Raw genomic sequence first — 23269 nt, 5'->3', positions numbered from 1 at the left:
GTCAGGCCTCCCGTCCGGCGATGGCACGGGATTCGACGATGGCACCGGCTATCGCCGCCAGGTCCCGTTCAGGTACCCGGCGATTACCGGCACGGTCGACCGTGTAAACCACTGGCCACAGCTGGCGGACGGGGTCCGGGCCGCCCGTTGCGGAGTCGTCGTCCGCGGCGTCATAGAGGGCCTCAACCGCGACGGCCACAGCTTGTTCTTCCGAAAGGTTCGGCTTCCAGAGTTTTTTCAGGGCCCCGCGTGCAAAAACAGAACCGGAACCCACTGAGTGGTGTTCCTGTTCTTCGTAGCGCCCACCCGTTACGTCGTAGGAGAAAAGCCGCCCGGTGCCCGATACGTGGTCGAAACCGGCAAACAAGGGAATCACCGCCATTCCCTGCATTGCCATGGGCAGGTTGCCGCGGATCATCGCACCCAAACGGTTCGCCTTGCCCACCAGGCTAAGGAGCGTGCCCTCAATCTTCTCGTAGTGCTCCAGTTCCACCTGGAAGAGCCGCGTAATATCGATCGCCAGGCCGGCGGTACCGGCAATGCCCAGAACTGAATACTGGTCCGCGGGAAAGACCTTCTCAATGTGCCGGCTGGCGATCACGTTTCCCATGGTTGCCCGCCGGTCCCCCGCCATCAGCACGCCGCCGGCATACGTCAAGGCGACGATGGTGGTCGCATGCGGCGAGGACGGTACGGTGCCGGCAGGCAACGTTTGGTTGAAGGGAAGGAGTTCGGGACGCGAGCGTTGAAGGTGCTCCGTGAATGAAGACGTTGCCTGGGTGGCCAGGGGGCCGGTTGATGGGTCCTGCATTGCTGCACTCCTTCGACTCTGCATTCCGATGCCCGGCGGCCTCGCGCCGGCCGGGCAGTACATAGGTTGTCCGGGTCCGCTTACTGGCCGCCCTTTTGGACGAAGGCCCTGACGAACTCTTCAGCGTTGGATTCCAGGACGCCATCGATTTCGTCAAGGAGATCGTCCACACCCTGTGTCGCGTCCGAGGCCTGGGCTTCGGGTGCTGCCGGTGGGGCCTCCGGGACGTCTACTTCAGTCTCGGTGTCCCGTGACTGCGGTTGCTGCTGTTCCTGAGCTGCCATTTCATTCTCCCTACTGTCAGCCCCCGTTTGTGGGGACTTCCTACTGCCATATTGCCACGCCGTGGGCTGCTGCGCCCGGCTTTGCCGGGGCACCATTTTTCCCCGTGCCTGAACGCCTCAGTCCTTGGGCGGCGGCGGTTTTTGGCCCAGCAATTCGGCCAGGAACGAGCCTGCCTCCTGATGCCGGTCAAAGAGCTCTCCTGTGAGCGCGCGGGTTCCCCGAAGCGGTTCGCGGGTGGGGACGCGCTGCAGTTTCCCAAGTCCCGGAACATCGAAGATGACCGAGTCCCAACTGGCGCCCACAACGTCTTTGCCGAAGCTGGAAACGCACCGTCCGCGGAAATACGCGCGCGTATCCGACGGCGGTTCACCCACCGCCCTGGCGATGTCGGCGTCGTCGACGATCCGGATCATCCTGTCCCTGGACAGCATCCTGTAGTAAAGACCCTTTTCCGGCCGGATATCGGACCATTGGAGATCGACCAACCCGAGCCTGGCATCGTCCCAACCAAGGCCGTCCCGGTTCCGGTACCCCTCAAGGAGGGATTTCTTGGCTACCCACTCCACGGATGACGCAGCAGCAGCGGGGTCGCTGCCCAGCACTGACAGGGTGGATTCCCAGCGCTCAAGGACGCCATGCGTGTGCCCGTCGCCAGTGACGGAATCGGCAACTCCGGTCTCTTGCGCCAGCTTTGCGGCGGCTTCGTAGTACATCCACTGGATGTCCAGGGCGGTCACCCTTCGTCCGTCCAGCAGTCTTACGGTAGTGGCCAGGGTTGTGTCATGACTGATGGCCTGCAGCGCCTGAACGGGTTCATGGACTTCGATGCGGGGCGCCTGGCCAGCTTCAATGAGGCTGAGAACCATGGCCGTGGTGCCGAACTTCAGATAGTTCGAAACCTGGCTGAGGTTCGCATCGCCGATAATGACGTGAAGCCGCCGATACTTATCCGCGGTGGCATGGGGCTCGTCCCGGGTGTTGATGATGGGGCGGCGGATAGTGGTCTCAAGGCCGACCTCAGCCTCGAAGAAGTCTGCCCGTTGGCTGATCTGGTAGCCGGCAGTGGAACTGTCCTGTCCGATCCCCACACGCCCGGCACCACAAATCACCTGCCTGGACACGAAGAATGGTGTGAGCCCCCGGATGATGTCGCCAAAGGGAACTGAACGGGGCATGAGGTAGTTCTCGTGCGAGCCATAGGACACCGATTTGTTGTCAGTGTTGTTCTTGTAGAGATTGATCGGCGGAAGGCTGGTGTCTGCCGCAACTTTCCTCACCGTGGCAAGTGCGACGAGATCGCCGGCGGCATCCCAAGCCACCGCATCCCGTGGGTTGGTGACTTCAGGGCTTGAGTATTCCGGGTGTGCATGGTCCACGTAAAGGCGCGCGCCGTTCCCGAGGACCATGTTCATGAGGAGCGAACCGGACTCGTCCTGGCCATCCAGTTCCAGTTCCTGGCGGCCATAGGCCAACGCAACTGCCTCGGCGTCGAGCACTGGCGGTTGGTCAGTCAACTGGCTGGGATCGGCGGACGCCCGGTCAACGGTCCAACCGCGGGCATCGTGCAGAGGTTCTTCGTCCGTGTAGTCCCAACGGGTTTCCGCTCCCCCGGCGGCACGTTGGCGCGTGACCGTGGCATAGGCCTGGATGATCCGGGCGGACATCATGGTGGCGTTCGCCCCGGGCGCTGATGGCGCATGGATTCCGTACTCGGTTTCGGAACCCATGACGCGCATGGCGCCACCCACAGGCAACCTTTCCCCGGGCACACCCTCGGTTCTGGCCGTCACAGGTACTGACCCGTGTTGGCTGTGGTCTCGATCGACTTGCCAGGTTCCTGGCCGGCCTTGCCTTGCACGATCGTACGGATGTACGTGATCCGTTCACCCTTCTTCCCTGAAATTCTTGCCCAGTCGTCAGGGTTTGTGGTGTTCGGCATGTCCTCGTGTTCCCGGAATTCATCCACCACTGCACGCAGCAGGTGATCGATCCTCAGACCCTTCTGATGGTTGGTCAGCAGGTCCTTAATGGCGTACTTCTTAGCCCTGTCCACGACGTTCTGAACCACGGCGCCTGAGTTGAAATCCTTGAAGTACAGCATTTCCGTATCACCGTTGGCGTACGTGACTTCAAGGTATTCGTTCGACTTCTCGGTGGAATACATTGCCTCCACGGTGCGCTGGATCATGGCGTCGACAGTAGCTTGGACGTCCCCGCCGTACTCGGCCAGGTCCTGTGCATGGAAAGGCAGGTCCGTGGTGATGTACTTGCCAAAGATGTCTGCAGCGGCCTCGGCATCGGGTCGCTGGATCTTGACCTTTACGTCAAGGCGGCCCGGCCGGAGGATCGCGGGATCGATCATGTCCTCGCGGTTTGAGGCACCAATGACGATCACGTTGTCCAATCGCTCCACGCCATCAATCTCGCTGAGCAGCTGCGGGACGATGGTGGTTTCGACGTCCGAAGACACGCCAGTGCCACGGGTGCGGAACAGCGAATCCATTTCATCGAAGAAAACCACCACGGGGCTGCCATCGGACGCTTTTTCCCTGGCGCGGGAGAAGATCAGCCGGATGTGCCGTTCGGTTTCGCCAACGTACTTATCCAGGAGCTCAGGACCCTTGATATTGAGGAAGTAGCTCTTGAGGTCGGTGTTGCCTGCGCGCTCAGCGGCACGGGCTGCCAGGGAATTGGCCACAGCCTTGGCGATGAGGGTCTTGCCGCAACCTGGCGGACCGTAGAGAAGGATGCCCTTGGGCGCCTTGAGCCCGTGTTCCCGGTACAGGTCAGGATGCAGGAACGGGAGTTCAACAGCATCGCGGATCTGTTCGATCTGGGGACCAAGGCCGCCGATGTCCTGATAGGTGATGTCCGGGACTTCTTCCAGGACAAGGTTCTCCACCTCAGCGCGCGGGACTTTCTCCAGCGCATAGCCGGTGCGCGAATCCAGTGAGAGCGCGTCTCCTACCTTCAGGTGCACGCTTTGCAACGCTCCGGAAAGGCGGACTACGCGTTCCTCGTCGGCCCGGCCAACTACCAATGCACGGTCCTTGCCCAGCATCTCCTTGAGCGTAACGAGTTCACCCGCCCGTTCGTAGCCGAGTCCGGCAACCACCAGCAGGGCCTCATTCAAGAGGACTTCCTGGCCAACGGCGAGCTGGTTGACATTTACCAGCGGGCTGATGCCAACACGCATCTTGCGGCCCGCATTGAAAATGTCCACGGATTCCTCCGTGGCCGCCTGGCCGGAACTTCCCGGGCCCGGCTGCCTGCGGGGGTTGATCTGTACCACTGTTCCGAAGCTGTAGGGCGGCTGCCCTTCCTGCTCCAACGCACCCTTCAAACGGAGGATCTCGCTCTTCGCCGTTTCAAGCATGCTGACGAGCTTGCTGTTGTTCTGGGTGGCGGCGGCAAGCTGGCGGTCGATGTGGCGAAGCTTGTCCCGAAGGATGTTGATCTGGCGTTCGGCCACGGTCAATTCACTGGATGGGTCGGGCGGTTGGATGGCGGCAAGCCTCCGGTTTGCTGCCTCTTCAGCAGCGGCGTTAGCTTCCTCCGGTGTCGGCCGTCCAATGTCGTTGTTGTTCGACGTATCCACGATTCATCAGCCCCTTCCTGCGCTTAACAAGACCTTAGTCCCGAAAAGCTCAGGGTGCTTGGTGACATCCGGAATGCGGACCCTATTGTGACCTTTTCAGTTTGTGACCGAGGGATCGTCCTGGACGTTGGTTCCGGCGATGGCATCACGTGCGGCGCGCCGGAGTTTCTTGTCCGATACGGCACGCTCCCCTACTGCTCCCGGAGTCCAAGCGTTCAGGTCTTCCTCGCTGAATTCGGTCTTGGATGGGCGCCGTTTGACGGAGATTCCAGTGACGCCGTCCGCGAGCCGCCTGGTGACCAGGAGGAATCCAGTGTGGGCAACCATGCGGTGGTCCGGGCGCACTGCAAGTCCTTCAAGGTGCCAGCCGCGGACCATGGATTCCCAGGCATCCGGCTCGGTGAAGCGTCCATCAGCCCTGATGGCCTCGGCGGTGCGGGAAAGCTGCGTCACTGTTGCCACGTAATTGATCCAGACGCCACCTGGGGCCAGAACAGTTGCCACAGCGTCAAGGCACTCCCAGGGAGCAAGCATATCCAGCACTACCCGGTCTACGGAGCCAGGTGCTTCGGCACGGACCACTTCTTCCTGGAAGTCACCCAGGGAGATCTGCCAAGCGGGGTGCGGGCCACCGAAAATCGTCTCGACGTTCCCCCGGGCGATGTCCGCGAATTCTTCCCGGCGCTCAAAGGAATGGAGGTAGCCGCCGTCGCCTACTGCACGGAGCAGGGAAATGGACAGCGCACCGGAGCCCACGCCAGCTTCAACAACGCGCGCACCGGGGAAGATATCTGCCATCGTGACAATCTGACCGGCGTCCTTCGGATAGACAACCGCCGCGCCACGAGGCATGGACAGGACGAAGTCCGAGAGGAGGGGACGCAGCGTTTGGTACTGCTGCCCGATGTTATTGCTGACTACCGAACCATCAACCTTGCCGATGATTTCGTCGTGGTTCAGGAACCCGCGGTGGGTATGAAAAGCTCCCCCCACCTCGAGCGTGATGGTGTTCATCCGGCCACGCTCATCGGTGAGCTGCACCCGCTCGCCCACGCGGAAAGGCCCACGGCGCCGGGCTGCCCCGGTTGGTTGCGTGGCAGAGTCAGTGGCTGGCTTGTCGATGCCTGTGCCCGCGCCCGTGACAGTGCCTGCGCTTGTCTGCGCCGCGGCGGTTTCGCTGCTCATGTGGTGTTCCTCGCTCCTGGGCGGCTGCGCCGCCATGTGTTGCTGCCGTATGGGCGCCGAAAAGGATGGTTTTGTTTTGTCTGTTTTATGGACCGGCACGTAACTCTACCGGCAAGGGCGTTAGGCGCGCCCGCTGCCCCGGGCTTCTTTCCCTGTTATCGCTGTCACTACTGCCTGCTGGCGGAGCAACCCGGTCACGGTTCCGTTGTGGTCCACCACAGCGTATTCGCCACCCTCCAGCCGCGCCAGATACTGGATCAGCTCCTGGCCCTTGGACCATTCCGGGACGTACGCGCCGGCCGCCAGGGCATGCGCTACGGCGGTGACCGGCGTGGTCGCTATGGCCTCGGGAGGAACCGCGGCGGCCGCGCCCGGATCCACCACTCCCTGCGGTTTTCCGTCAGGTCCGCAAATTACGACCGCGGGACTCCCGGCCGGTGATACCACCAGGACGTCCGCCACAGTAGCCGCGTTCGGGAGGCCCACTGCGGGCTCCGCGAGCCCGGCCGCGCTCACCAGGTAAAGGCGGCTGCGGAGTTTTGCATGGTTGATTGAGCTCGATGCGCCCATCCACAGGAAACCGCAAACAAGGACGGTGATGAGCATGAGGCTGATGTCAAGGGGCGCTCCGGTGAGGAACGGCACTCCGATGAACCAAATGACAAGTGCGGCGACGATGACGCGGCCTGACCATCCTGCCGCAATGGTTCCCTTGTCCTGGCTGCCCGTGGCCTTCCATACCGCCGACTCCACCAAGCGGCCGCCATCCAAGGGCAAACCGGGAAGAACGTTGAAGATGCCAATAAGGAGGTTGGCCCACATCAGGATGTTTGCCAGGATTTCCGCGACGCCACCGAGGATGCCTGAAGAAAGGACAGCCCACATGCCGCCGGCCAGGACAAAGTTCGACACCGGTCCGGCAAGGGCGACGATGACAGAGCGTCCCGGGGATGCGGTGAAGCTCTCGAATTGGGTGTGGCCACCCCACAGGTTCAGGACAATCTTTTCCGTTGGCCAGTTGAACGCCTTGGCGCTGAGCGCATGGGCAAGCTCGTGGACCAGGACGGAGAGCGCCAGCAGCAAGGCATAGCCGAGGGCAACAAAGTAGGCCCAGATGCCCAGGTTGGGCATTCGCACCAGCAGGGCAGGCCCATAGACGATGACGGTGAAGCCGGCGATAACGAACCACGAGTACGCGAGGTACACGGAGATTCCGGCGATTTTTCCGAGCGGGATGCCGTCCCTTTTGGTAACGGCATGGTGTGGCGTGGAGGAGCTGCTCACCTAGTTTGCCCCTTCAAGCAGGTTTCCCGGTGCGAAGCGATCGGCAACCAGCTGGCTGACATCTGCTGCGGACCTGCCCACCAGGGTTTCCCACATGACCATGCCAGGGTACTCGGGCAACGGAACCTGATGCGGGATGCCCACTGTCAGTACGCCCGATGCCAGGGCAGCCGTAGCGCCCGGAATGGAGTCTTCCAACGCAACACAGTGATCGATGGTCAGTGACGGGTCGTCGAGCCGAAGCCGTTCAACAGCTGTGAGGTAGGCCTCCGGGTGCGGTTTGCCGTTGGTGACGGTGTCTCCCGTGACCAGGAATTCGAAGTAGGGCTTGGGGAGGCTTTCAACGATAACGCCGGCCAGCCGGCCCTCGGACATGGTGACCAGGGCACAACGGATGCCCGCCTGGTGCAATTCGTCCAGCAACTCGCGTGCTCCCGGGCGCCAGGGAACTTCATTGCGGACGTGCATGATCACCTGTGCGCTGAGGGTATCCACGATTTCCCGGGCTTCAAGGCGGACTCCAGCAGCTTGGAGTACAGCGGCGGAGTGCAGCAGGGACTGGCCCACCAACTGCATGGCCTGCTGGTGTGACCAGGTCCCGCCATGCGCCTCCACGAGTGCGCGCTCGGCGGCAATCCAGTAGGGCTCAGTGTCCACAAGGGTGCCATCCATATCCCAGAGCACGGCTTTGAGGAGGGGCTGACTGGATGACGAAGGCATGGTTTCAAGTCTACGTGGAAGCCGGGGCGCTTCCTGCCGGGCTTGCGCTGTGGGCGAATACAGGACACGCTTCGGCGCGAAATGCCATGCATCCACAAGGGACTTGGACGTAGGGTGAGTGGATGAACAGTGTGGACGGGACCCCCGAAGGACAGGACATCACCGCGGAGCCCGAGCGTTTCCTTAAGGAACCCGCGGAAGGCCAGCGCGTCACCGTAATGATCGCCGCGTTTGAAGGCTGGAACGACGCCGGTGAGGCCGCCAGCGATGCGCTGCACTATTTGAACAAGCTCTGGGACGGCAAGAAGGTTGCCACAGTGGACGCCGAGGAGTACTACGACTTCCAGTTCACCCGGCCCACCGTGCGGCGCACGTCCTCTGGCGCGCGCAAGGTCAAATGGCCCTCAACGCGGATCTACAAAGCGTCAGTTCCGGACAGCAACGTGGACGTGGTGTTTGTTTTGGGCACCGAACCTTCATACCGTTGGCGCGCCTACACAACCGAACTCCTGGTCCATGCCGAGGCACTGAAGGTGGACTCGGTCATTCTTGTCGGTGCGCTGCTGGCCGACGTTCCCCACAGCAGGCCTATTCCGGTAAGCACCACCACGGAAGACAGTTCACTTCGGGAACGCTTGAACCTGGAGGCCTCCCAGTACGAGGGGCCCGTGGGCATTGTGGGTGTGCTGGCCGAGTTTGCCATGCTGGCAGGGCTGCCAACAGTTTCCCTGTGGGCAGCGGTCCCCCACTATGTCGCACAGCCGCCCTCGCCCAAAGCCCAACTGGCCATCCTTCACAAGATCGAGGACCTGCTCCAGGTTCCCCTGGACAGCCAGGCCCTGGCGGAAGAGTCCGAGGCCTGGGAACGCGGAGTAGACGAACTTGCCACCGAAGATCCTGAGATTGCCGCCTACGTGCGCCAGTTGGAGGAAGCCAAGGACACCGCAGACCTCCCGGAAGCATCGGGCGAATCCATTGCCCGGGAATTCGAGCGGTATTTGAAGCGACGCGGTAAGGACCGCCCCTAAAGCTCCACGCCGAGCAACGCGTCTACGGCATCGCCCATAAGGGCGGCGTCGATCCCGGACGCCGGGGCGTTGTTCCGCACTGCCTCCTCAGCCCAGCGATCGACGGCGGCAATGGCTCCGGGAGCGTTGAGGTCATTGGCCAATTCCAGGCGCATGGCGGCGACGAGTGCTCCGGCCGAACCGGCTGGGGCGGCGTCGCGGGCATTGCGCCACCGGGCGAGCCGATCCTTTGCTGCCCCGAAGTCCGCCTCAGTCCAGGACCAATCAGAGCGGTAGTGGTGGGCGAGGATCGCAAGGCGGATGGCAGCTGGTTCTTCTCCCGCAGCACGGAGCTTGGAGACAAGAACCAGGTTGCCCTTTGACTTGCTCATCTTTTCGCCATCAAGGCCCACCATGCCGGCGTGGGCATAGTGGCGGGCAAGCGGAACGCCCGCCAGTGAGTAGGCATGTCCTGCTCCCATTTCGTGGTGGGGGAACACGAGGTCGGAGCCGCCGCCCTGCACGGTGAAAGGGGCGGGCAGGTATTTCTGCGCGATAACCGTACACTCAATGTGCCAACCGGGACGGCCGTCGCCCAAGGTAGCCCCGGGCCAGCTGGGCTCGCCTTCACGTGCTACCCGCCAGAGCAAGGGATCAAGCGCCTGGCGTTTGCCGGCCCTGTCCGGATCGCCGCCACGCTCAGCGAAGAGGGCAAGCATTTCCGCTTCGCCGAGTCCTGAAACGTCGCCCAGCGTCCATGCATCAGTGGCGTCGGATCGTTTGCCGGCCATTTCGACGTCGTAGTAGACATCGCCGTCGGGCTCGCCGTCTGTACCTTGTACGCGGTAGGCGACGCCGTCGGCAATAAGCCGCTCGATGGCGGGCACAATGTCCGGAATGGCTTCGACCGCGCCGATGTAATGATTTGGAGCAAGGACGTTGAGGGCGTCCATATCCGTGTGGAACAGTTCAATCTGGCTCTGCGCCAGGTCACGCCAGTCCACACCGGTGGCGGTGGCGCGCTCAAGCAGCGGGTCATCGATGTCCGTTACGTTCTGAACGTACGCCACCCGGATTCCGGCATCGCGCCAGGCCCTGTTGAGGAGGTCGAAGGCCACATAGCTGGCGGCGTGGCCCATGTGCGTGGCGTCGTACGGTGTAATGCCGCAGACGTACATCGATTGTTCCGGCTGCGGCTCTATCTCCGCGACACGGCCAAGGGCGGTGTCGAAGAGGCGTAGTTGCGGCATTGTGCCGGGCAGCTCAGGAACAGGGCGGGAAGTCCACGATTTCACGACTCAACCTTAGTGCTAGGCGCTGATCACATTGAAACCGAGCAGGACATACAAGGCCAGGCCAAGAAGGATGCGGTACCAGACAAAGAGCCTGTAGCTACGTGTCGAGACGAACTTAAGGAACCAACCAATGATCACGTAGCCCACCACGAAAGCGATGACTGTGGCCAGGGCTGTCTCCGGGAGGCCGTAGGGACCGGCCAGGCCCTCCTTGGAAACCGTTTTGTAGAGCTGGTAGAGGCCGCTGCCGAAAACCGCCGGAATGGCGAGGAGGAACGAGTAGCGGGCCGCAGCTTCACGCGTGTACCCCATCAGCAACCCGGCAGTGATGGTTCCGCCGGAACGCGAAACGCCGGGAATAAGGGCCATTGCCTGGGCAAAACCGTACAGAATGCCGTGCTTATAGCTGAGCTGTGTGAGATCCCGTTCCTGGCGGCCAACGGCGTCGGCAACTGCCAGGATCATGCCGAAGACAATGAGCATGGTGGCAACTATCCACATGCTCCGCAGGACCGACTCGATCTGGTCCTGGAACAACAAGCCGAGAACGATGATGGGTAGGCTGCCCAGGATCACCAGCCATCCCATGCGGGCGTCCGGATCGTTTCGTGGGACTTTTCCGCTCAGGGACCTGAACCAGGCCCCGATGATCCGCACGATGTCGCGCCAGAAATAGACGATGACCGCCGTCTCCGTACCCAGTTGGGTGATGGCCGTGAAGGCTGCTCCGGGATCGGCCGCATTCGGAAGGAATGAGCCCACGATCCGCAGGTGCGCGCTTGAGGAGATCGGGAGGAATTCGGTGAGGCCCTGCACCAGGCCCAGCAAGGCTGCTTCTATCCAGTTCACGTGAATAGACCCTACGTCATGAAGACTGGGAACTCCCCGTAAGCTATCAGCATGCAGCAGCGTTATGTCGGGAACAGCGGGTTCCGTGTCTCCTCTTTGTCCCTCGGAACAATGTCCTGGGCGCAGGAGACGGATGAGCAGGACGCTGCCGAGTTGCTCCACGCTTTCGTGGACGCAGGTGGCACCGTGATCGACACCGCTGCATCGTATGCCCAAGGCCAGGCTGAGGCGATGTTGGGCTCCATGTTGGGTGATGTCGTGGCTCGCTCCGAAGTCGTGATATCTACCAAAGCCGGTGTCTCGTCGTCGGAATCCAGGCGCAGCATCAACGCATCACGCGGTGCCCTGTTGTCAGCGTTGGACGCCAGCCTGGCAAGGCTTGGAACCGATTACCTCGATATCTGGTTCGTTCATGAGTGGGACCCGAATGTTCCCTTGGACGAGACTCTGTCAGCACTGGAGCTCGCGCAGAGGTCGGGACGTGCCCGATACGTGGGAATTTCCAACTACAACGGGTGGCAGACAGCGAAAGTGGCGGCAGTCGCTGGTTTCACGCTGGTAGCCAACCAATCCGAATATTCCCTGGTGCAGCGAAAGCCGGAGGAAGAGCTCATTCCTGCCGTGGAGGATGCCGGGCTCGGCCTCATGGCCTGGGCTCCCCTGGGCCGTGGTGTCTTGAGCGGAAAGTACCGGGGCCAGATTCCCGCGGATTCCCGTGCAGCGCAGAGCAGGCTTGCAGCGTATGTTGAAACATACCTTGAACCGAAGGCATCACGGGTAGTGGAGGCCGTTGCCATGGCCGCGCGGGGTTTGGGACGATCGCCCCTGGACGTATCGCTGAGTTGGTTGCTTTCGCGTCCCGGCGTTGCCACGGCGATAGTGGGAGCCCGGAACGCCGTCCAGCTCAAGGAATTGCTGGATGCCCAATTGACCGTTCTCCCTGCCGAAATTTCGCGCGCTTTGGAGGACGTCTCGGCCGTATAGCCCTCGAGGTTCTTACTGGCGGTCGAGGATGTCCAACAGGTAGCTGCCATAGCCGCTTTTGGCGAGCTTGGACGCCTGTTGGCGGAGTTCGTCGTCGTTGAGGTAGCCCATTCGCCACGCCACCTCCTCCGGCGCTCCGATCTTCAGGCCCTGCCGGTTCTCGGTGGTTCGGACATAGTTTGACGCATCGTTGAGGTCACTGAAGGTTCCCGTATCCAGCCAGGCGGTCCCGCGGGGGAATTTCTGCACATGGAGCCTTCCGAGCTCCATGTATTGCCGGTTGATATCCGTGATCTCCAGCTCCCCCCGAGGGGAAGGTTTGAGGTCTTTTGCCATGGCGACGACGTCATTGTCGTAGAAGTACAGGCCCGGGACCGCGTAGTTGCTCTTTGGGGACGCGGGCTTTTCTTCGATGGAGACGGCCAGACCATCGTCATCGAATTCCACGACGCCGTAAGCACTTGGATCCTTGACCCAGTAACCGAAGATCGCGCCGCCTTCAACGTCGGCGTACTTGCGGAATTGGTTACCCATCCCGGGACCGTTGAAGATGTTGTCCCCCAGGATGAGCGCTACTTTGCCTTTGCCAATGTGCTGCTCCCCCAGGATGAATGCCTGCGCCAATCCATCAGGCGTGGGTTGTTGTGCATATGTGAGGTTTATGCCGAATTGGGATCCGTCGCCCAGTAAGTTCTCGAACTGGGGCGCATCCGTGGGTGTAGTAATCACCAGAATGTCCCGAATGCCGGCAAGCATCAGCGTGCAAAGCGGGTAATAAATCATGGGTTTGTCGAATACGGGGACTAATTGCTTGCTGATTCCAAGCGTTATTGGGTGAAGCCGGGAGCCCGTGCCGCCTGCAAGAACGATGCCGCGCATATTAGCTGTCCCTTCCCGCTGCACATAGCCCCAATTGGCGGCTACGCTATGGCCATGCAGAGAATCCTTGTCACCGGCGGGGCCGGATTCATTGGATGCAACTTTATCCACTACATCATGGAGCACTCACGCCTCCATGTCACGGCCCTGGACAAACTCACCTATGCCGGAAACATCGAGTCCCTCGCCGGCCTGCCTCCTGAACGCTTCGAATTCGTCCAGGGCGATATCTGCGATGCCCCGCTGGTAGACCGCATGACGGCAGCCGTTGACGCCGTGGTCCATTTTGCGGCCGAATCGCACAACGACAATTCACTGCAGGATCCCCGGCCGTTCGTGGACACTAACCTCGTAGGCACGTTCACGCTCATTGAAGCGGCGCGGAAGCACAGTACCCGCTTTCACCACATCTCCACAGATGAGGTGTATGGGGATTTGGCCCTGGAAGATCCGCAACGGTTCACCGAGGGGTCGGTCTACCGGCCCACGAGCCCCTACTCGGCAACCAAAGCCGGTTCAGACATGTTGGTTCGGGCCTGGGTTCGTTCCTTCGGCCTCCAAGCGACCATCAGCAACTGCTCGAACAACTATGGGCCCTATCAGCACGTGGAGAAATTCATCCCACGACAGATCACCAACGTCCTGGATGGCAACCGTCCCCGCCTCTACGGCAACGGCCACAATGTGCGGGACTGGATCCATGTGGAGGACCACTCCTCGGCTGTGGCGGCAATCCTGGAGCGTGGGCGGATTGGTGAAACGTACCTGATCGGTGCTGACGGTGAGCAGTCCAACCGGGACGTCGTGGAGAAGCTGCTTCGGCAGATGGGACAGTCTCCCGAGGCCTATGACCTGGTGACTGACAGGCCTGGTCACGATCTTCGGTATGCGATTGACTCCAGCAAGCTTCGAAAGGAACTTGGTTGGGTCCCCCGGTTTGCAGACTTCGACGCCGGATTGGCTGACACTGTGCGCTGGTACCAGGACAACGAAGCGTGGTGGCGACCGCAAAAAGCTGTGACCGAAACCAAATATGCGGGTCAAGGCCACTAACCCATGGAACCCACTGAATTGACATCCCGCGGTACGCCGATCCCTGGGCTGTTGCTTTTCGAGCTGCCGGTCCACGGAGACCACCGGGGATGGTTCAAGGAGAACTGGCACCGTAGCAAGATGATGGCTTTGGGCCTGCCGGATTTTGGGCCTGTGCAGAACAACATCTCTTTCAATGCCAAACGCGGGACCACGCGGGGTATCCACGCCGAACCGTGGGACAAGTTCATCTCCCTCGCCTCAGGACGGATCTTTGGTGCGTGGGTGGACCTGCGGGATGGGCCTACGTTCGGAACGATGTTCCATGCCGAGCTGACGGCCAAGGACGCTATCTTCGTTCCGCGCGGTGTGGGCAATGCTTTTCAGACCCTGGAGGATGACACCGCCTACACCTACTTGGTCAACGACCATTGGAGCGCCGGGGCCCAAGCCGAATATACGTTCCTGAACGTTGGCGACGAAAACGCCGCTGTGCCGTGGCCCATACCCTTGGAGCGGGCCATCCTGTCACCGCAGGACCGCAACCATCCGAGGCTGGCAACAGTCACGCCCATGCAATCCAGGCGGACGTTGGTACTGGGCGCGGACGGACAATTGGGGAAAGCGCTCAGACAGGAGTTCGACGGCGACCCAACAGTGGACTTTGCGGGGCGGGACCAGTTCGACATCTCGGCAGAGAACTCCTATCTCGCCACCGATTGGCGCAAGTACTCCACCATCATCAACGCCGCCGCCTTTACGGGAGTCGACGCCGCGGAGACAGCGGAAGGACGCACTGCTGCCTGGAGCATCAACGCAGCCGCAGTGTCCCGCTTGGCCAGGGCCGCCGTCGAACATTCACTGACGCTTGTCCATGTATCCAGCGACTATGTGTTCGACGGTACGGCCGCCGTGCACCGGGAGGACGAGGCACCCGCTCCCCTGGGTGTCTACGGGCAAAGCAAAGCCGCCGGAGACGCTGCCGTTGCTGCGGTGCCGCGGCACTACATTGTGCGGAGCAGTTGGGTGGTGGGCGAGGGCCGCAACTTCGTCCGCACCATGGCTGGACTGGCCGCGAAAGGCGTGGCGCCCGCAGTGGTGGGCGACCAATGGGGGCGGCTGACATTTGCCTCTGATATTGCCGCAGGTATCAGGCACTTGATCACCCAACAGGCACCTTACGGAACGTACAACCTCACCAGCGACGGCGAGCCGCAGTCCTGGGCGGAAATTGCACGGGATGTCTATCGCCTCTGCGGTGCAGATCCTGGAAAAATCACCACCATCAGCACTTCCGAATACGCAAAACCCGGGACGGCGCCGCGCCCAGGCAGCAGCGTGCTGGACCTTTCGAAAATAAAGGAAGCGGGCTTCACTCCGTCCATGTCGCATTCCCGCCTGGAAGCATACCTGCGTTCCGGAACGTCACTTTGAGACGAAGCTTCCCGCTTTCCGCGCTACGAGGGTCTTGGCCAAGTCCCTGAGCCGCGATGGCTTTCGGAGCAGGCGCAGGAGAATTTTCCAGGCGCCCAGGACCCTGTCCACGCTGCGGCTGAACAGTCGATCATCCACCTCGAGGGACACAGAAAAGTGCGGGGCAATGCGTCGGGCACTCGTCCGCAGGCCGACGACCTCGTTGAGGACGTTACCGCCGTGGACCACCTGCAACCACATCGGGTGTGCGGTCCGCACGTTCAGGACAGGGGCATATGCATCGATCCGGTAATGATGTTCAACGAACACGGTGGCCGGACGGTGGTTCGTAACCCGCTCTATCAAGCTCGAAAATGGATTCATCGTGTAGGGGCGGACGTAAAGTTTCCGACCGGCATACTGCGCACCGTTCACGAGATTAACGAAGGTTTTGTCTTGTTCCATAAAACAACTTTGAATTGTCTCAATAAAGTCGTTTGCTACTGCGTCATCGTTATCTACCCGCGTGGTGATGACGTAGGGCGTGGCAGTAAGTTGGCCAATTGTCCGGCTGAGGAATTCCTGCGAGAAGGCACCCTCAACGTAAACGGCGCGAAAGACGCCTTGGGACAGTTTGTCAATTTCCTGCTTCAACCACAATGGTGACAGGGAGTCAAGGAAAACCAGCCAAGTAAACCGGGTTTCCGTTTGATTCCGGAAGCACGGGATGCAGTACATTTCAAAGAGTTGAAGGCGCTCGCGAAGCCATGCGTCCGTGGGCTCTGCCTTGTGATAAAAGCTGCGGACATTGAAGCGTGTCAGAACAAAATGCGTTGCCGAGCCCCCCAAACAGTCTGTGATCTCGCTGCCCATGTCCCTCCTCTACGTGGTCAGAGTTGGTCCCCTCGGTGTCGACATAACGCATCCTCTCCCGGCAGGGGCCGGCAGGCAATACCCTGCGGCCGCGGACCTTTCCCATGAGTCAAACGCGGGCTCTGGTGCACGCAGGCAAATCGTCCTAAAGTAGCCCTACGGCAGCCTCGAAACAGTAGGGCCGGGAGACAACTCAAGGAAGTAAGTTCGGGCGGCACCCGCCGTCCGGCATCGGCGATCCAGGAAGTGCAGCGACTTGGATCGCCGGCACATTTTTGTGCCGTGAGTTGGATCATCGAGCCTGGAGCCGAGAATGCTGCACCAAGAGACTGCGCCCTCCCGGGTTGCCACCCGCCACATTTCTCCCCGACTTCGCCCGGGGGAAGCAACAGGGCATGGTTCCCGACCACCGACAGTTTCCCCAGCCGGGCAGGGTCTGTGGGTGAGCCTGGGCGGAGTTCCCGTGAAGCTCTTGGAGTTTGATGGCGCCCTGCGGGAAATCATGGACCGGGCAACTTCAGTTGGCGCGTCACCTCTTGGCGTTTGTTCCGCGAACCTGGACCATATCCTGCACTTTGGGGCCGGAAGCAGGTGGATGGGCGCCATGGCGGAGCACGCGTCGGTGGAGTGGCTGACATTGCTTGACGGAGCCCCGCTGGTTGCTGAAGCCCGTCGTCTGACCGACCAGCCGTGGCCACGATTGGCGGGAAGCGATCTTGTGGAGCCCCTGTTGGACGAAGCCGAACGCCGTGGCCTGAGCGTGGGATTCCTCGGTGGCACGGAGCAGGCCCAGGAGCTTATCCGCGGCAGGTTCGCAACGGAGCGTCCGGATCTGGCGATCGCAGGCTGGTGGGCCCCGGAAAGGTCCGTGATCAGCGATGAGCAGGCTTCGTTGGAACTCGCGGCGCAGATAGCGGCTACTGCTCCGGACATCCTGGTGGTGGGCATGGGCAAGCCCCGCCAGGAATTGTGGGTCAGCAAGTATGGCCGCCTCACGGGAGCCAAGATTCTGCTGGCGTTCGGTGCTGTTGTCGATTTCCTGGCTGGTCGAATCCGGCGCGCCCCATCCTGGATCAGTTCCCACGGGTTTGAGTGGGCTTGGCGACTCATGCTGGAGCCTCGGAGGCTTGCTCGCCGGTACCTGATAGATGGACCCGAGGCCTACCTGAAGTTGCGTCAGGTCAGCGCTGCAGACGTTCCTCCCGCCGCACTGCCCGCGGGCCGGAAGCCAGAGGATTCGGTAATTGCCCCTGCCCCGATCAACAACCAGGCCCCGCAGCCCTTCCTCCGGGCTGAGGCGAGGGCAGAGGTGGCAGCCATAGTTGTTACCTACAACAACGCCGACGACGTCGGACCCCTGATTTCGAGCCTGAGGGCCATGACAGGTGACCAAACCATGAAAGTAGTGGTGGCTGACAATTCTCCTGACGATCGCACGATGACCGAGCTGGCGAAGCATTCGGATGTCATCTCTTTGCGGACGGGCGGAAATCTAGGCTACGCGGGTGGCATCAACGCGGCGATTCGGGTGGCGGGGCCCGCCGATGCCTACCTCATCTTGAATCCGGACCTGCGGGTGGAGCCGGGCGCAGTGGCAGCATTGCGCCGAAGAATGCGGCTGTCCCACGCTGGGGCGGTTGTGCCGGTCCTGCTGGAAAATGATGGCAGTGTTTACCCCTCGCTGCGCCGCGAGCCGAGCGTGATGCGGGCCCTGGGAGATGCCGCACTGGGCAGCCATCTGCGCCGGCGGCCGGCTTGGCTCTCGGAGATGGACTTCGACGTGGAGGGCTACCAATACGCTCATCGCATCGAATGGGCCACAGGCGCGGCTCTCCTGATAAGCGACGAGGCAGCCCAGGCCGTTGGGGAATGGGACGAGCAATTCTTCCTGTATTCGGAGGAGACAGACTATTGCCATCGAATCCGTGAAGCAGGGAATTCAATCTGGTTCGAGCCCACAGCAAGGATGTGGCATGAAGGCGGGGGTTCGGGTACCTCGCCTCAGCTGACGGCGCTGCTGTCCGTGAATCGTGTTCGCTATGCAGCCAAACATCTCGGGCGGAGCAGGGCTCTGCTCTTCCGGGCCGCCGTTTGCGCCGCTGAGATGGCACGCATCAACAAACCTGGCCACCGGGAAGCAGCACGGGCCCTTTTGAGGAAACGGCTATGGCAGACGTTGCCTCATGCCACGCGATCCCCTGATTTTTCGAAGGACCTTCCAACCGGAGCGGTCATCATCCCGGCGCACAATGAGTCAAAAGTTATTGGCCGGACACTGGATTCTTTGAAGGAAGTCATAAGAGCGGGAACTGTGGATGTCATCGTGGCGTGCAATGGCTGCACGGATGACACGGAAATTGTCGCCTCCCAGTACCACGGCATCAAGGTCCTGCATGTGGAGGGTGCGTCCAAAACAGCAGCGCTCAACGCGGCGGACGGTGCCACCGAACGGTGGCCGCGACTGTATCTTGATGCTGATGTAGAGCTCAACCCCGAGGCCCTTCACGCCGTTTTCAAGGCTCTCGAGGCCGGGCCCCTTCTGGCTGCACGGCCAGCCTTCCGCTACGACACCAGCGGAGCCTCCGTGTTGGTCAGGGCTTATTACAGGGCCCGGAACCGAATTCCTGGAAACGTGCAGGGGCTGTGGGGGGCCGGAGCCTACGCGATGAACGCAGATGGACACGAGCGGCTCGGAGAATTTCCCGCTCTGACCGGCGACGACTACTACGTGGACCGTTTGTTCCAACCCGGCGAAAAAGCTGTTCTGGCAACCGACCCTGTCGTTGTGAGGACCCCTCGTTCATCGAGGGCGTTGCTCGCGATTCTTCGGCGCACTTACCGCGGAAATCAACAGCAAAGACCCTCACGGGGCCCACTGTCGACGTCATCTGGCGCAGCCTCCTCGACGGCGCGGACTTTGCAGGAGCTAGCCGTTTCAGTACGCGGGCCGGTCAGTGCATTCGATGCGCTGGTATATGCAGGTTTCGCTGTTATTGGCCGGTACGGAGCATTCTTTACGGGGAGAGCGAGCGGTTCCTGGGAACGCGATGAGAGCAGCAGGCAGTAGAACCCCTGTGGGCGAAACCCGGCCGGGTGGGCTTGTCTTGCAGCTTGGGCTAGTTTTGGGCGGACGCTAGCGGTTCGCCGCTCCTCCGGGACCAAAAGTTCCTTCTGCTTGGCCGCGTCGACAACTCGAGCACATTGCTCCTGACGTGGTCTATGAAGTCTTCCAAACGGTGGTTTTGCTCCACATAGGCGCGACCACGACGCCCCATTTCCTCCGCAGCTTCAGGGTCGGCCAGGAAAGACTCTATGCGACTCCTGAGGGCCGAGGAATCTTTTGGTGGCACGAATACTCCGGTGTCGCCGTCACGGATAACGTCCACCTGGCCCTGGGTTTCAGAGACAATGACAGGTCTTCCCATGGCCATGCCTTCCAGAATGACGTTCACGCCTGCGTCAATGTCAGTGGGCAAAAGCGGGACAACCACCACCTTGGCGGCCGCATACGCGTCGCGCAGCTCAACGGACGTGAGTGGTCGGACCTGGCAGTTCTCCGGCCAGCCCGGTTCATTACGAACGTCCCGCGTGATGATTTTGTATCCGTCAAGGGCAACCACGAGCGAGGCGGCTATATGGACGGGAACGTCCAATCCCCTGACGGCGTCTGCGAACGTTGGAAAGTCCCGTTGGGTGGAGCCTGCTGAAAAGATGATCTCACGCTCGGAATCGACTGGTTTGAAGAATTCCAGATCTACAGGATGGCGGACGAGGACTACGTCATCGCGCTTAAACCCAATCTGTTCAATCGCCACGGTCCGTTGGATTGAGCTCCACGTCACGATTCTGTCAATGCCGGACCGGACGAGCCTGAGAGGCCATCGAACTGCCGGCTTTGAAAGCCAGAACATCATGGCCAAATGCGGAGTCCTAATACGGAGGATGGCGAATAGTGCCGCAACGGCAACTGAATGCCTTTCCGACCACGTAATAATCACGTCGTAGGAGCGGCTGAGCCGTGCGGCTTCGAAGGCCTGGGCGGCAAAGGCCGGCAAACGCCTATAGATGTGTGCCCGGAGACCCTCTGCGTGTTGGATGGTGTTTTCATCGAGGACATCGCAGTTCAGGGTTTCTTCAAACAGGAGACTGCGGGGCTCTGCGCCGGAGGACTCCAGGCGCTGTCGTTCAGCCCGCTCCACGATCGAGCGTCCCCTGGTCTTGACGAGGAGGATTCTCGGCGCATCTCCACGGAAGACCTCATCTGTTCGAACCATCATCAACTCCGTCTCCATGCGGGCGCAGCAAATTAAATCGAGGCGTCTTTCCGATGGGTAGGGCGCTCAGCTTTCTCGTGGGAAGGCCTCCTCGTTCTTCCTGCACGATGCGCCACAACGCTCCCGCGACTCCAAGCATTAAGAACAACATCGCGGCGGCCATGGGAAAAGAGAGTCCGTCGAAGAACGCAAAGGTGACAGCTATGGCTGCCAGGGACGCGAGGACTGCTTGGCTCAATTGACGCATGTCGTTGTCCACGGCCAGGCGCCGCGCGCGCCAAGCACAAGAGAGCCCACTGATAATAAGGGCCAGGAACAGGGCCAGTCCAAGGACCCCCAGTTCCACAAGCAGTCCCAAATACTGGTTGTCGACGATGATGTACTCGGGCAGGAACGTTCCGAACGCCCGCCCAATGATGGGATTGTTCTCCAACATCCCCAAGGCAGTGGAGTACCCATTTGTCCTGGAAGTAATGCTTGTGTCGTCGCCCCCGACGGTGAACAGGCCTCGAAGCGTGCCAAGCAGTCCAGGAGTGACGATATAGATGGCGCCCACGAGGCCGATTGACGCCAGATAGGCCCGACGCCGCATGGACTTTGACCATGCAGGGATGAGGATGACGAAAGCTATGGCGACCGCGATCAATGCAGAACGGGAGACCGACAAGACGGAAGCGACGGCGATAGCCGTGACTGGCAGCCACCGCAGCAGCCAATTCCTTGTCGTCTGCGTGAGTGCCAGGGTCAAAGCAATGGGAAATGAGGTCGACAGTACGACTCCGTACTCGAGCGGGTGTGACGCCATGGCGGCGGCCCGGACAAATCCGCCCCTGACGTCGATGTTGGAGAAGTCGGGGCTCGATGACATACCCGGAATGGTGATCCAGTCGATGAGGGATGCTCCCGTGACAAACTGGAGAAGTCCAAGGACTGCGGTGAACGTTCCCATCATGACGACACTGCGCATGATGATAATCAATCCATGTCTATTCTTGAGCCCATCGTGGATCAGGAGGAGAATCCCTGCCCAAGCAAGCAAACGAATGAGTCCACCATCTGCAGGACTGGATTCCTTATCGGGCAGGCCGTGGAGCATGGCCACGGCGTAACTGGCTACCGCAATAGCCAAAAAGAGGGCCAGGGCGAGTCGGACTGGGCGGCGCCCCACAGCCTCCGGCTTGGTCCTGTGAACCTGATACAGCACCCACCAGACGAGTGCCAAGAGGGCCCACAAGGTGGTCAACCGCCCTACGGTGCCCAAGGCCGATATGGTCAGGTTGGAAGGAACGGCACACGTGACCACCAGATATATGGTGACGAATGTGGCGACATCCGAGCGCTCGCGCTGCTTTCCCATCTGGACCACAGTTACTTCACGCGGGTCCCAACCATCTGATGTGTCCCGCATATCTACTGACCTGCCCCTCGACGTACCCCACGGCGCCGGGCAATCTGGCGTTCAACAGTGGCGGCCACGGCCAGGGCGGCAGCGCCAGCGAGGGCGAGCCAGACGCTGGCACCTTTGACGCGGTCCGTCGGCGTACCGCCGCCGAAGATGATCTCGGGACTTGAGGGCGTGGTCACCGTGGTTATCAGGGCGCCATGAACGTCCGTTTCCTTCTGCAGTGCCGTGGACTCCTCCTGGATTCTCTTAATGACCGCGGACAGTACTTCGTTCACCCGCTCCGCGCTCGAGTCCACCACCTGAACCGCCAGCACCGGCCTGGAAAAGCTCTTGGTCCACTGGCCTCCGGTGTTGGGCAGCGTCACCGAGTATCCGTGCTTGACTCCCGCTCCATAGAGGGTGCCCCGGGACAGGACCAAATTGACTGAGTCGGAGTCGTCGTTGACGCGCCGCTCCACCAGAGCGGCGAATGGCACCAGCGACGCCACATCTCCCCCTGGGACCCAGTAGGCCGGTTCGCCATCGGGTGCAACGAAGGAGACTTCTGCTTGGGTCCAATACACGGGATCCAGGGATCGGATCGCCCCCAATCCTGCGAAGCCAATCAACAGAACAGCGACGGCGGCATACCACCTCCGTCGCAGGACCTGGAGCAGAGTCTTGGGGGTCATGGCTATGAGGGCCTGTGGGAGACTGGCAAGGCGACCGGGACGTCGTCGTGCGCTGGTGCCAGTGATGGCGCTGTAGCCGGCACATTATGGTTGGTCTCCTCCGGAATCCGGGAACCCTTTTCCCTGTGGCGACGGGCTCTGCGTGACTTCAGCAGGCTGTCCAACAGAACGGTGAGCACCAAGGTCAGCCCTACTCCCCCGGCTGCTGCCACGAGGAGGATCTGGGTCCTTGCCTTGGATTCGGGCGTTGCCCGGCTATCGACCAGAAGGGTCATGGTTGAGATCCGCGACTCCTCTGGAACGTTCAACGCGCCTTGCATGTTTTCCAGCACGAGGGGGGCTTGGTCCATGACCGCGCGCATGGTGCCCAAGGATTCATCCGGGTTCGATGACGTGGCTGTGATGAGAAGAATGGCTCCGCTCGTGCCTCGATCGGTCTCTGCTGTGTAGCTTGCGTTGGCAAAGTCCTCCGCGATCTTGCCACGGATGTCTTCGGCCGAGAGCCGGCGGGTAAGGATGTCCAGCGCCTCACCCATGCCGCCCAGGTTCAGGTATGGATTACCGTCGACGCCAACGCTATGCGCTGATGGCATGATCACCAGGCTGGCTTGCGCTTTGAATTTCTCAGGGGTGTTCTGTTGGAGCTGAAAACACAGCACGAGGGTCATCACCAAGCCGATGATCACGAAGTACCACCTGTGCCC

The 23269-nt window shown here is 61.1% G+C and carries 20 protein-coding genes; 5 read left to right on the top strand and 15 right to left on the bottom strand.

Annotation, left to right across the window (positions count from 1 at the left end):
* Nucleotide 1: 1 nt before the first annotated feature.
* The 7 genes from prcB to AC1DD7_RS15385 form a co-directional block, all read right to left on the bottom strand.
* Nucleotides 2-811, bottom strand: coding sequence for a proteasome subunit beta (gene prcB / locus AC1DD7_RS15415; RefSeq protein WP_431115287.1), 810 nt, complete (start codon nt 809-811; stop codon nt 2-4).
* 80 nt (nt 812-891) lie between these two features.
* Entirely contained in the window at nt 892-1095 is a 204-nt protein-coding gene (locus tag AC1DD7_RS15410; RefSeq protein WP_216925702.1) for a ubiquitin-like protein Pup, read from the bottom strand.
* A gap of 117 nt (nt 1096-1212) precedes the next feature.
* Nucleotides 1213-2832: a depupylase/deamidase Dop gene (dop, locus tag AC1DD7_RS15405; RefSeq protein ID WP_477515760.1), complete on the bottom strand. Its 1620-nt coding sequence runs from the start codon at nt 2830-2832 to the stop codon at nt 1213-1215.
* Nucleotides 2833-2882: 50 nt separating this feature from the next.
* Nucleotides 2883-4694 (bottom strand): proteasome ATPase, encoded by a 1812-nt coding sequence (gene arc / locus AC1DD7_RS15400; protein WP_431115286.1) that lies wholly within the window; start codon nt 4692-4694, stop codon nt 2883-2885.
* 96 nt (nt 4695-4790) lie between these two features.
* Nucleotides 4791-5879 (bottom strand): tRNA (adenine-N1)-methyltransferase, encoded by a 1089-nt coding sequence (locus AC1DD7_RS15395; protein ID WP_477515675.1) that lies wholly within the window; start codon nt 5877-5879, stop codon nt 4791-4793.
* 120 nt (nt 5880-5999) lie between these two features.
* A complete protein-coding gene (locus AC1DD7_RS15390) occupies nt 6000-7163 on the bottom strand; it encodes a site-2 protease family protein (RefSeq protein ID WP_431115283.1) in 1164 nt (387 codons plus the stop codon).
* Nucleotides 7164-7883, bottom strand: a complete 720-nt coding sequence (locus AC1DD7_RS15385) for an HAD family hydrolase (RefSeq protein ID WP_477515674.1) — start codon at nt 7881-7883, stop codon at nt 7164-7166.
* Nucleotides 7884-8005: 122 nt separating this feature from the next.
* On the opposite strand from AC1DD7_RS15385, the gene AC1DD7_RS15380 reads away from it, so the two are divergent.
* Nucleotides 8006-8911 carry a PAC2 family protein gene (locus tag AC1DD7_RS15380; protein ID WP_431115281.1) on the top strand — a complete coding sequence of 302 codons (906 nt, stop codon included), beginning with the start codon at nt 8006-8008 and terminating at the stop codon, nt 8909-8911.
* On the opposite strand, the gene mshC is transcribed toward AC1DD7_RS15380, so the two are convergent.
* Both mshC and AC1DD7_RS15370 read right to left on the bottom strand, forming a co-directional pair.
* Entirely contained in the window at nt 8908-10185 is a 1278-nt protein-coding gene (gene mshC / locus AC1DD7_RS15375) for a cysteine--1-D-myo-inosityl 2-amino-2-deoxy-alpha-D-glucopyranoside ligase (protein ID WP_477515673.1), read from the bottom strand. The genes AC1DD7_RS15380 and mshC overlap by 4 nt on opposite strands.
* A 15-nt stretch (nt 10186-10200) precedes the next feature.
* The gene (locus AC1DD7_RS15370) at nt 10201-11034 is read right to left on the bottom strand and encodes an undecaprenyl-diphosphate phosphatase (protein ID WP_477515672.1); all 834 of its coding nucleotides are present in this window, start codon (nt 11032-11034) and stop codon (nt 10201-10203) included.
* A gap of 51 nt (nt 11035-11085) precedes the next feature.
* Between AC1DD7_RS15370 and AC1DD7_RS15365 the strand changes: the two genes are divergently transcribed.
* Nucleotides 11086-12018 carry an aldo/keto reductase gene (locus tag AC1DD7_RS15365; RefSeq protein WP_477515671.1) on the top strand — a complete coding sequence of 311 codons (933 nt, stop codon included), beginning with the start codon at nt 11086-11088 and terminating at the stop codon, nt 12016-12018.
* A gap of 12 nt (nt 12019-12030) precedes the next feature.
* Here AC1DD7_RS15365 and rfbA read toward each other — a convergent pair whose 3' ends face one another.
* A complete protein-coding gene (gene rfbA / locus AC1DD7_RS15360) occupies nt 12031-12897 on the bottom strand; it encodes a glucose-1-phosphate thymidylyltransferase RfbA (RefSeq protein WP_477515670.1) in 867 nt (288 codons plus the stop codon).
* Between the two features lie 54 nt (nt 12898-12951).
* Here rfbA and rfbB point away from each other — a divergent pair, with 54 nt between their 5' ends.
* On the top strand, nt 12952-13950 hold the full coding sequence (gene rfbB / locus AC1DD7_RS15355; RefSeq protein WP_477515669.1) for a dTDP-glucose 4,6-dehydratase: 999 nt from the start codon (nt 12952-12954) through the stop codon (nt 13948-13950).
* A gap of 3 nt (nt 13951-13953) precedes the next feature.
* On the top strand, nt 13954-15363 hold the full coding sequence (locus AC1DD7_RS15350; protein WP_477515668.1) for a sugar nucleotide-binding protein: 1410 nt from the start codon (nt 13954-13956) through the stop codon (nt 15361-15363).
* Here AC1DD7_RS15350 and AC1DD7_RS15345 read toward each other — a convergent pair.
* A complete protein-coding gene (locus AC1DD7_RS15345; RefSeq protein WP_477515759.1) occupies nt 15355-16080 on the bottom strand; it encodes a glycosyltransferase in 726 nt (241 codons plus the stop codon). The genes AC1DD7_RS15350 and AC1DD7_RS15345 overlap by 9 nt on opposite strands.
* Before the next feature lie 448 nt (nt 16081-16528).
* Between AC1DD7_RS15345 and AC1DD7_RS15340 the strand changes: the two genes are divergently transcribed.
* A complete protein-coding gene (locus AC1DD7_RS15340) occupies nt 16529-19282 on the top strand; it encodes a WecB/TagA/CpsF family glycosyltransferase (protein ID WP_477515667.1) in 2754 nt (917 codons plus the stop codon).
* A 49-nt stretch (nt 19283-19331) separates the two neighbouring features.
* Here AC1DD7_RS15340 and AC1DD7_RS15335 read toward each other — a convergent pair whose 3' ends face one another.
* From AC1DD7_RS15335 to AC1DD7_RS15320, 4 genes are read right to left on the bottom strand one after another with little or no spacing between them, the layout of a single operon-like run.
* Nucleotides 19332-20492: a glycosyltransferase family 4 protein gene (locus AC1DD7_RS15335; RefSeq protein ID WP_477515666.1), complete on the bottom strand. Its 1161-nt coding sequence runs from the start codon at nt 20490-20492 to the stop codon at nt 19332-19334.
* The gene (locus AC1DD7_RS15330) at nt 20473-21897 is read right to left on the bottom strand and encodes an O-antigen ligase family protein (RefSeq protein ID WP_477515665.1); all 1425 of its coding nucleotides are present in this window, start codon (nt 21895-21897) and stop codon (nt 20473-20475) included. Before AC1DD7_RS15330 ends, AC1DD7_RS15335 begins: the two co-directional genes overlap by 20 nt.
* Nucleotides 21898-21899: 2 nt before the next feature.
* Complete coding sequence (locus AC1DD7_RS15325) at nt 21900-22565, bottom strand: YveK family protein (RefSeq protein ID WP_477515664.1); 666 nt, start codon at nt 22563-22565, stop codon at nt 21900-21902.
* A 2-nt stretch (nt 22566-22567) separates the two neighbouring features.
* Entirely contained in the window at nt 22568-23251 is a 684-nt protein-coding gene (locus AC1DD7_RS15320; protein ID WP_477515663.1) for a hypothetical protein, read from the bottom strand.
* Nucleotides 23252-23269: the final 18 nt, after the last annotated feature.

The organism is Paenarthrobacter sp. 10L412 (assembly GCF_056395565.1).
The sequence above is the reverse complement of the archived record's forward strand: the minus strand, read 5'-3'. Positions and strand labels throughout refer to the sequence as shown.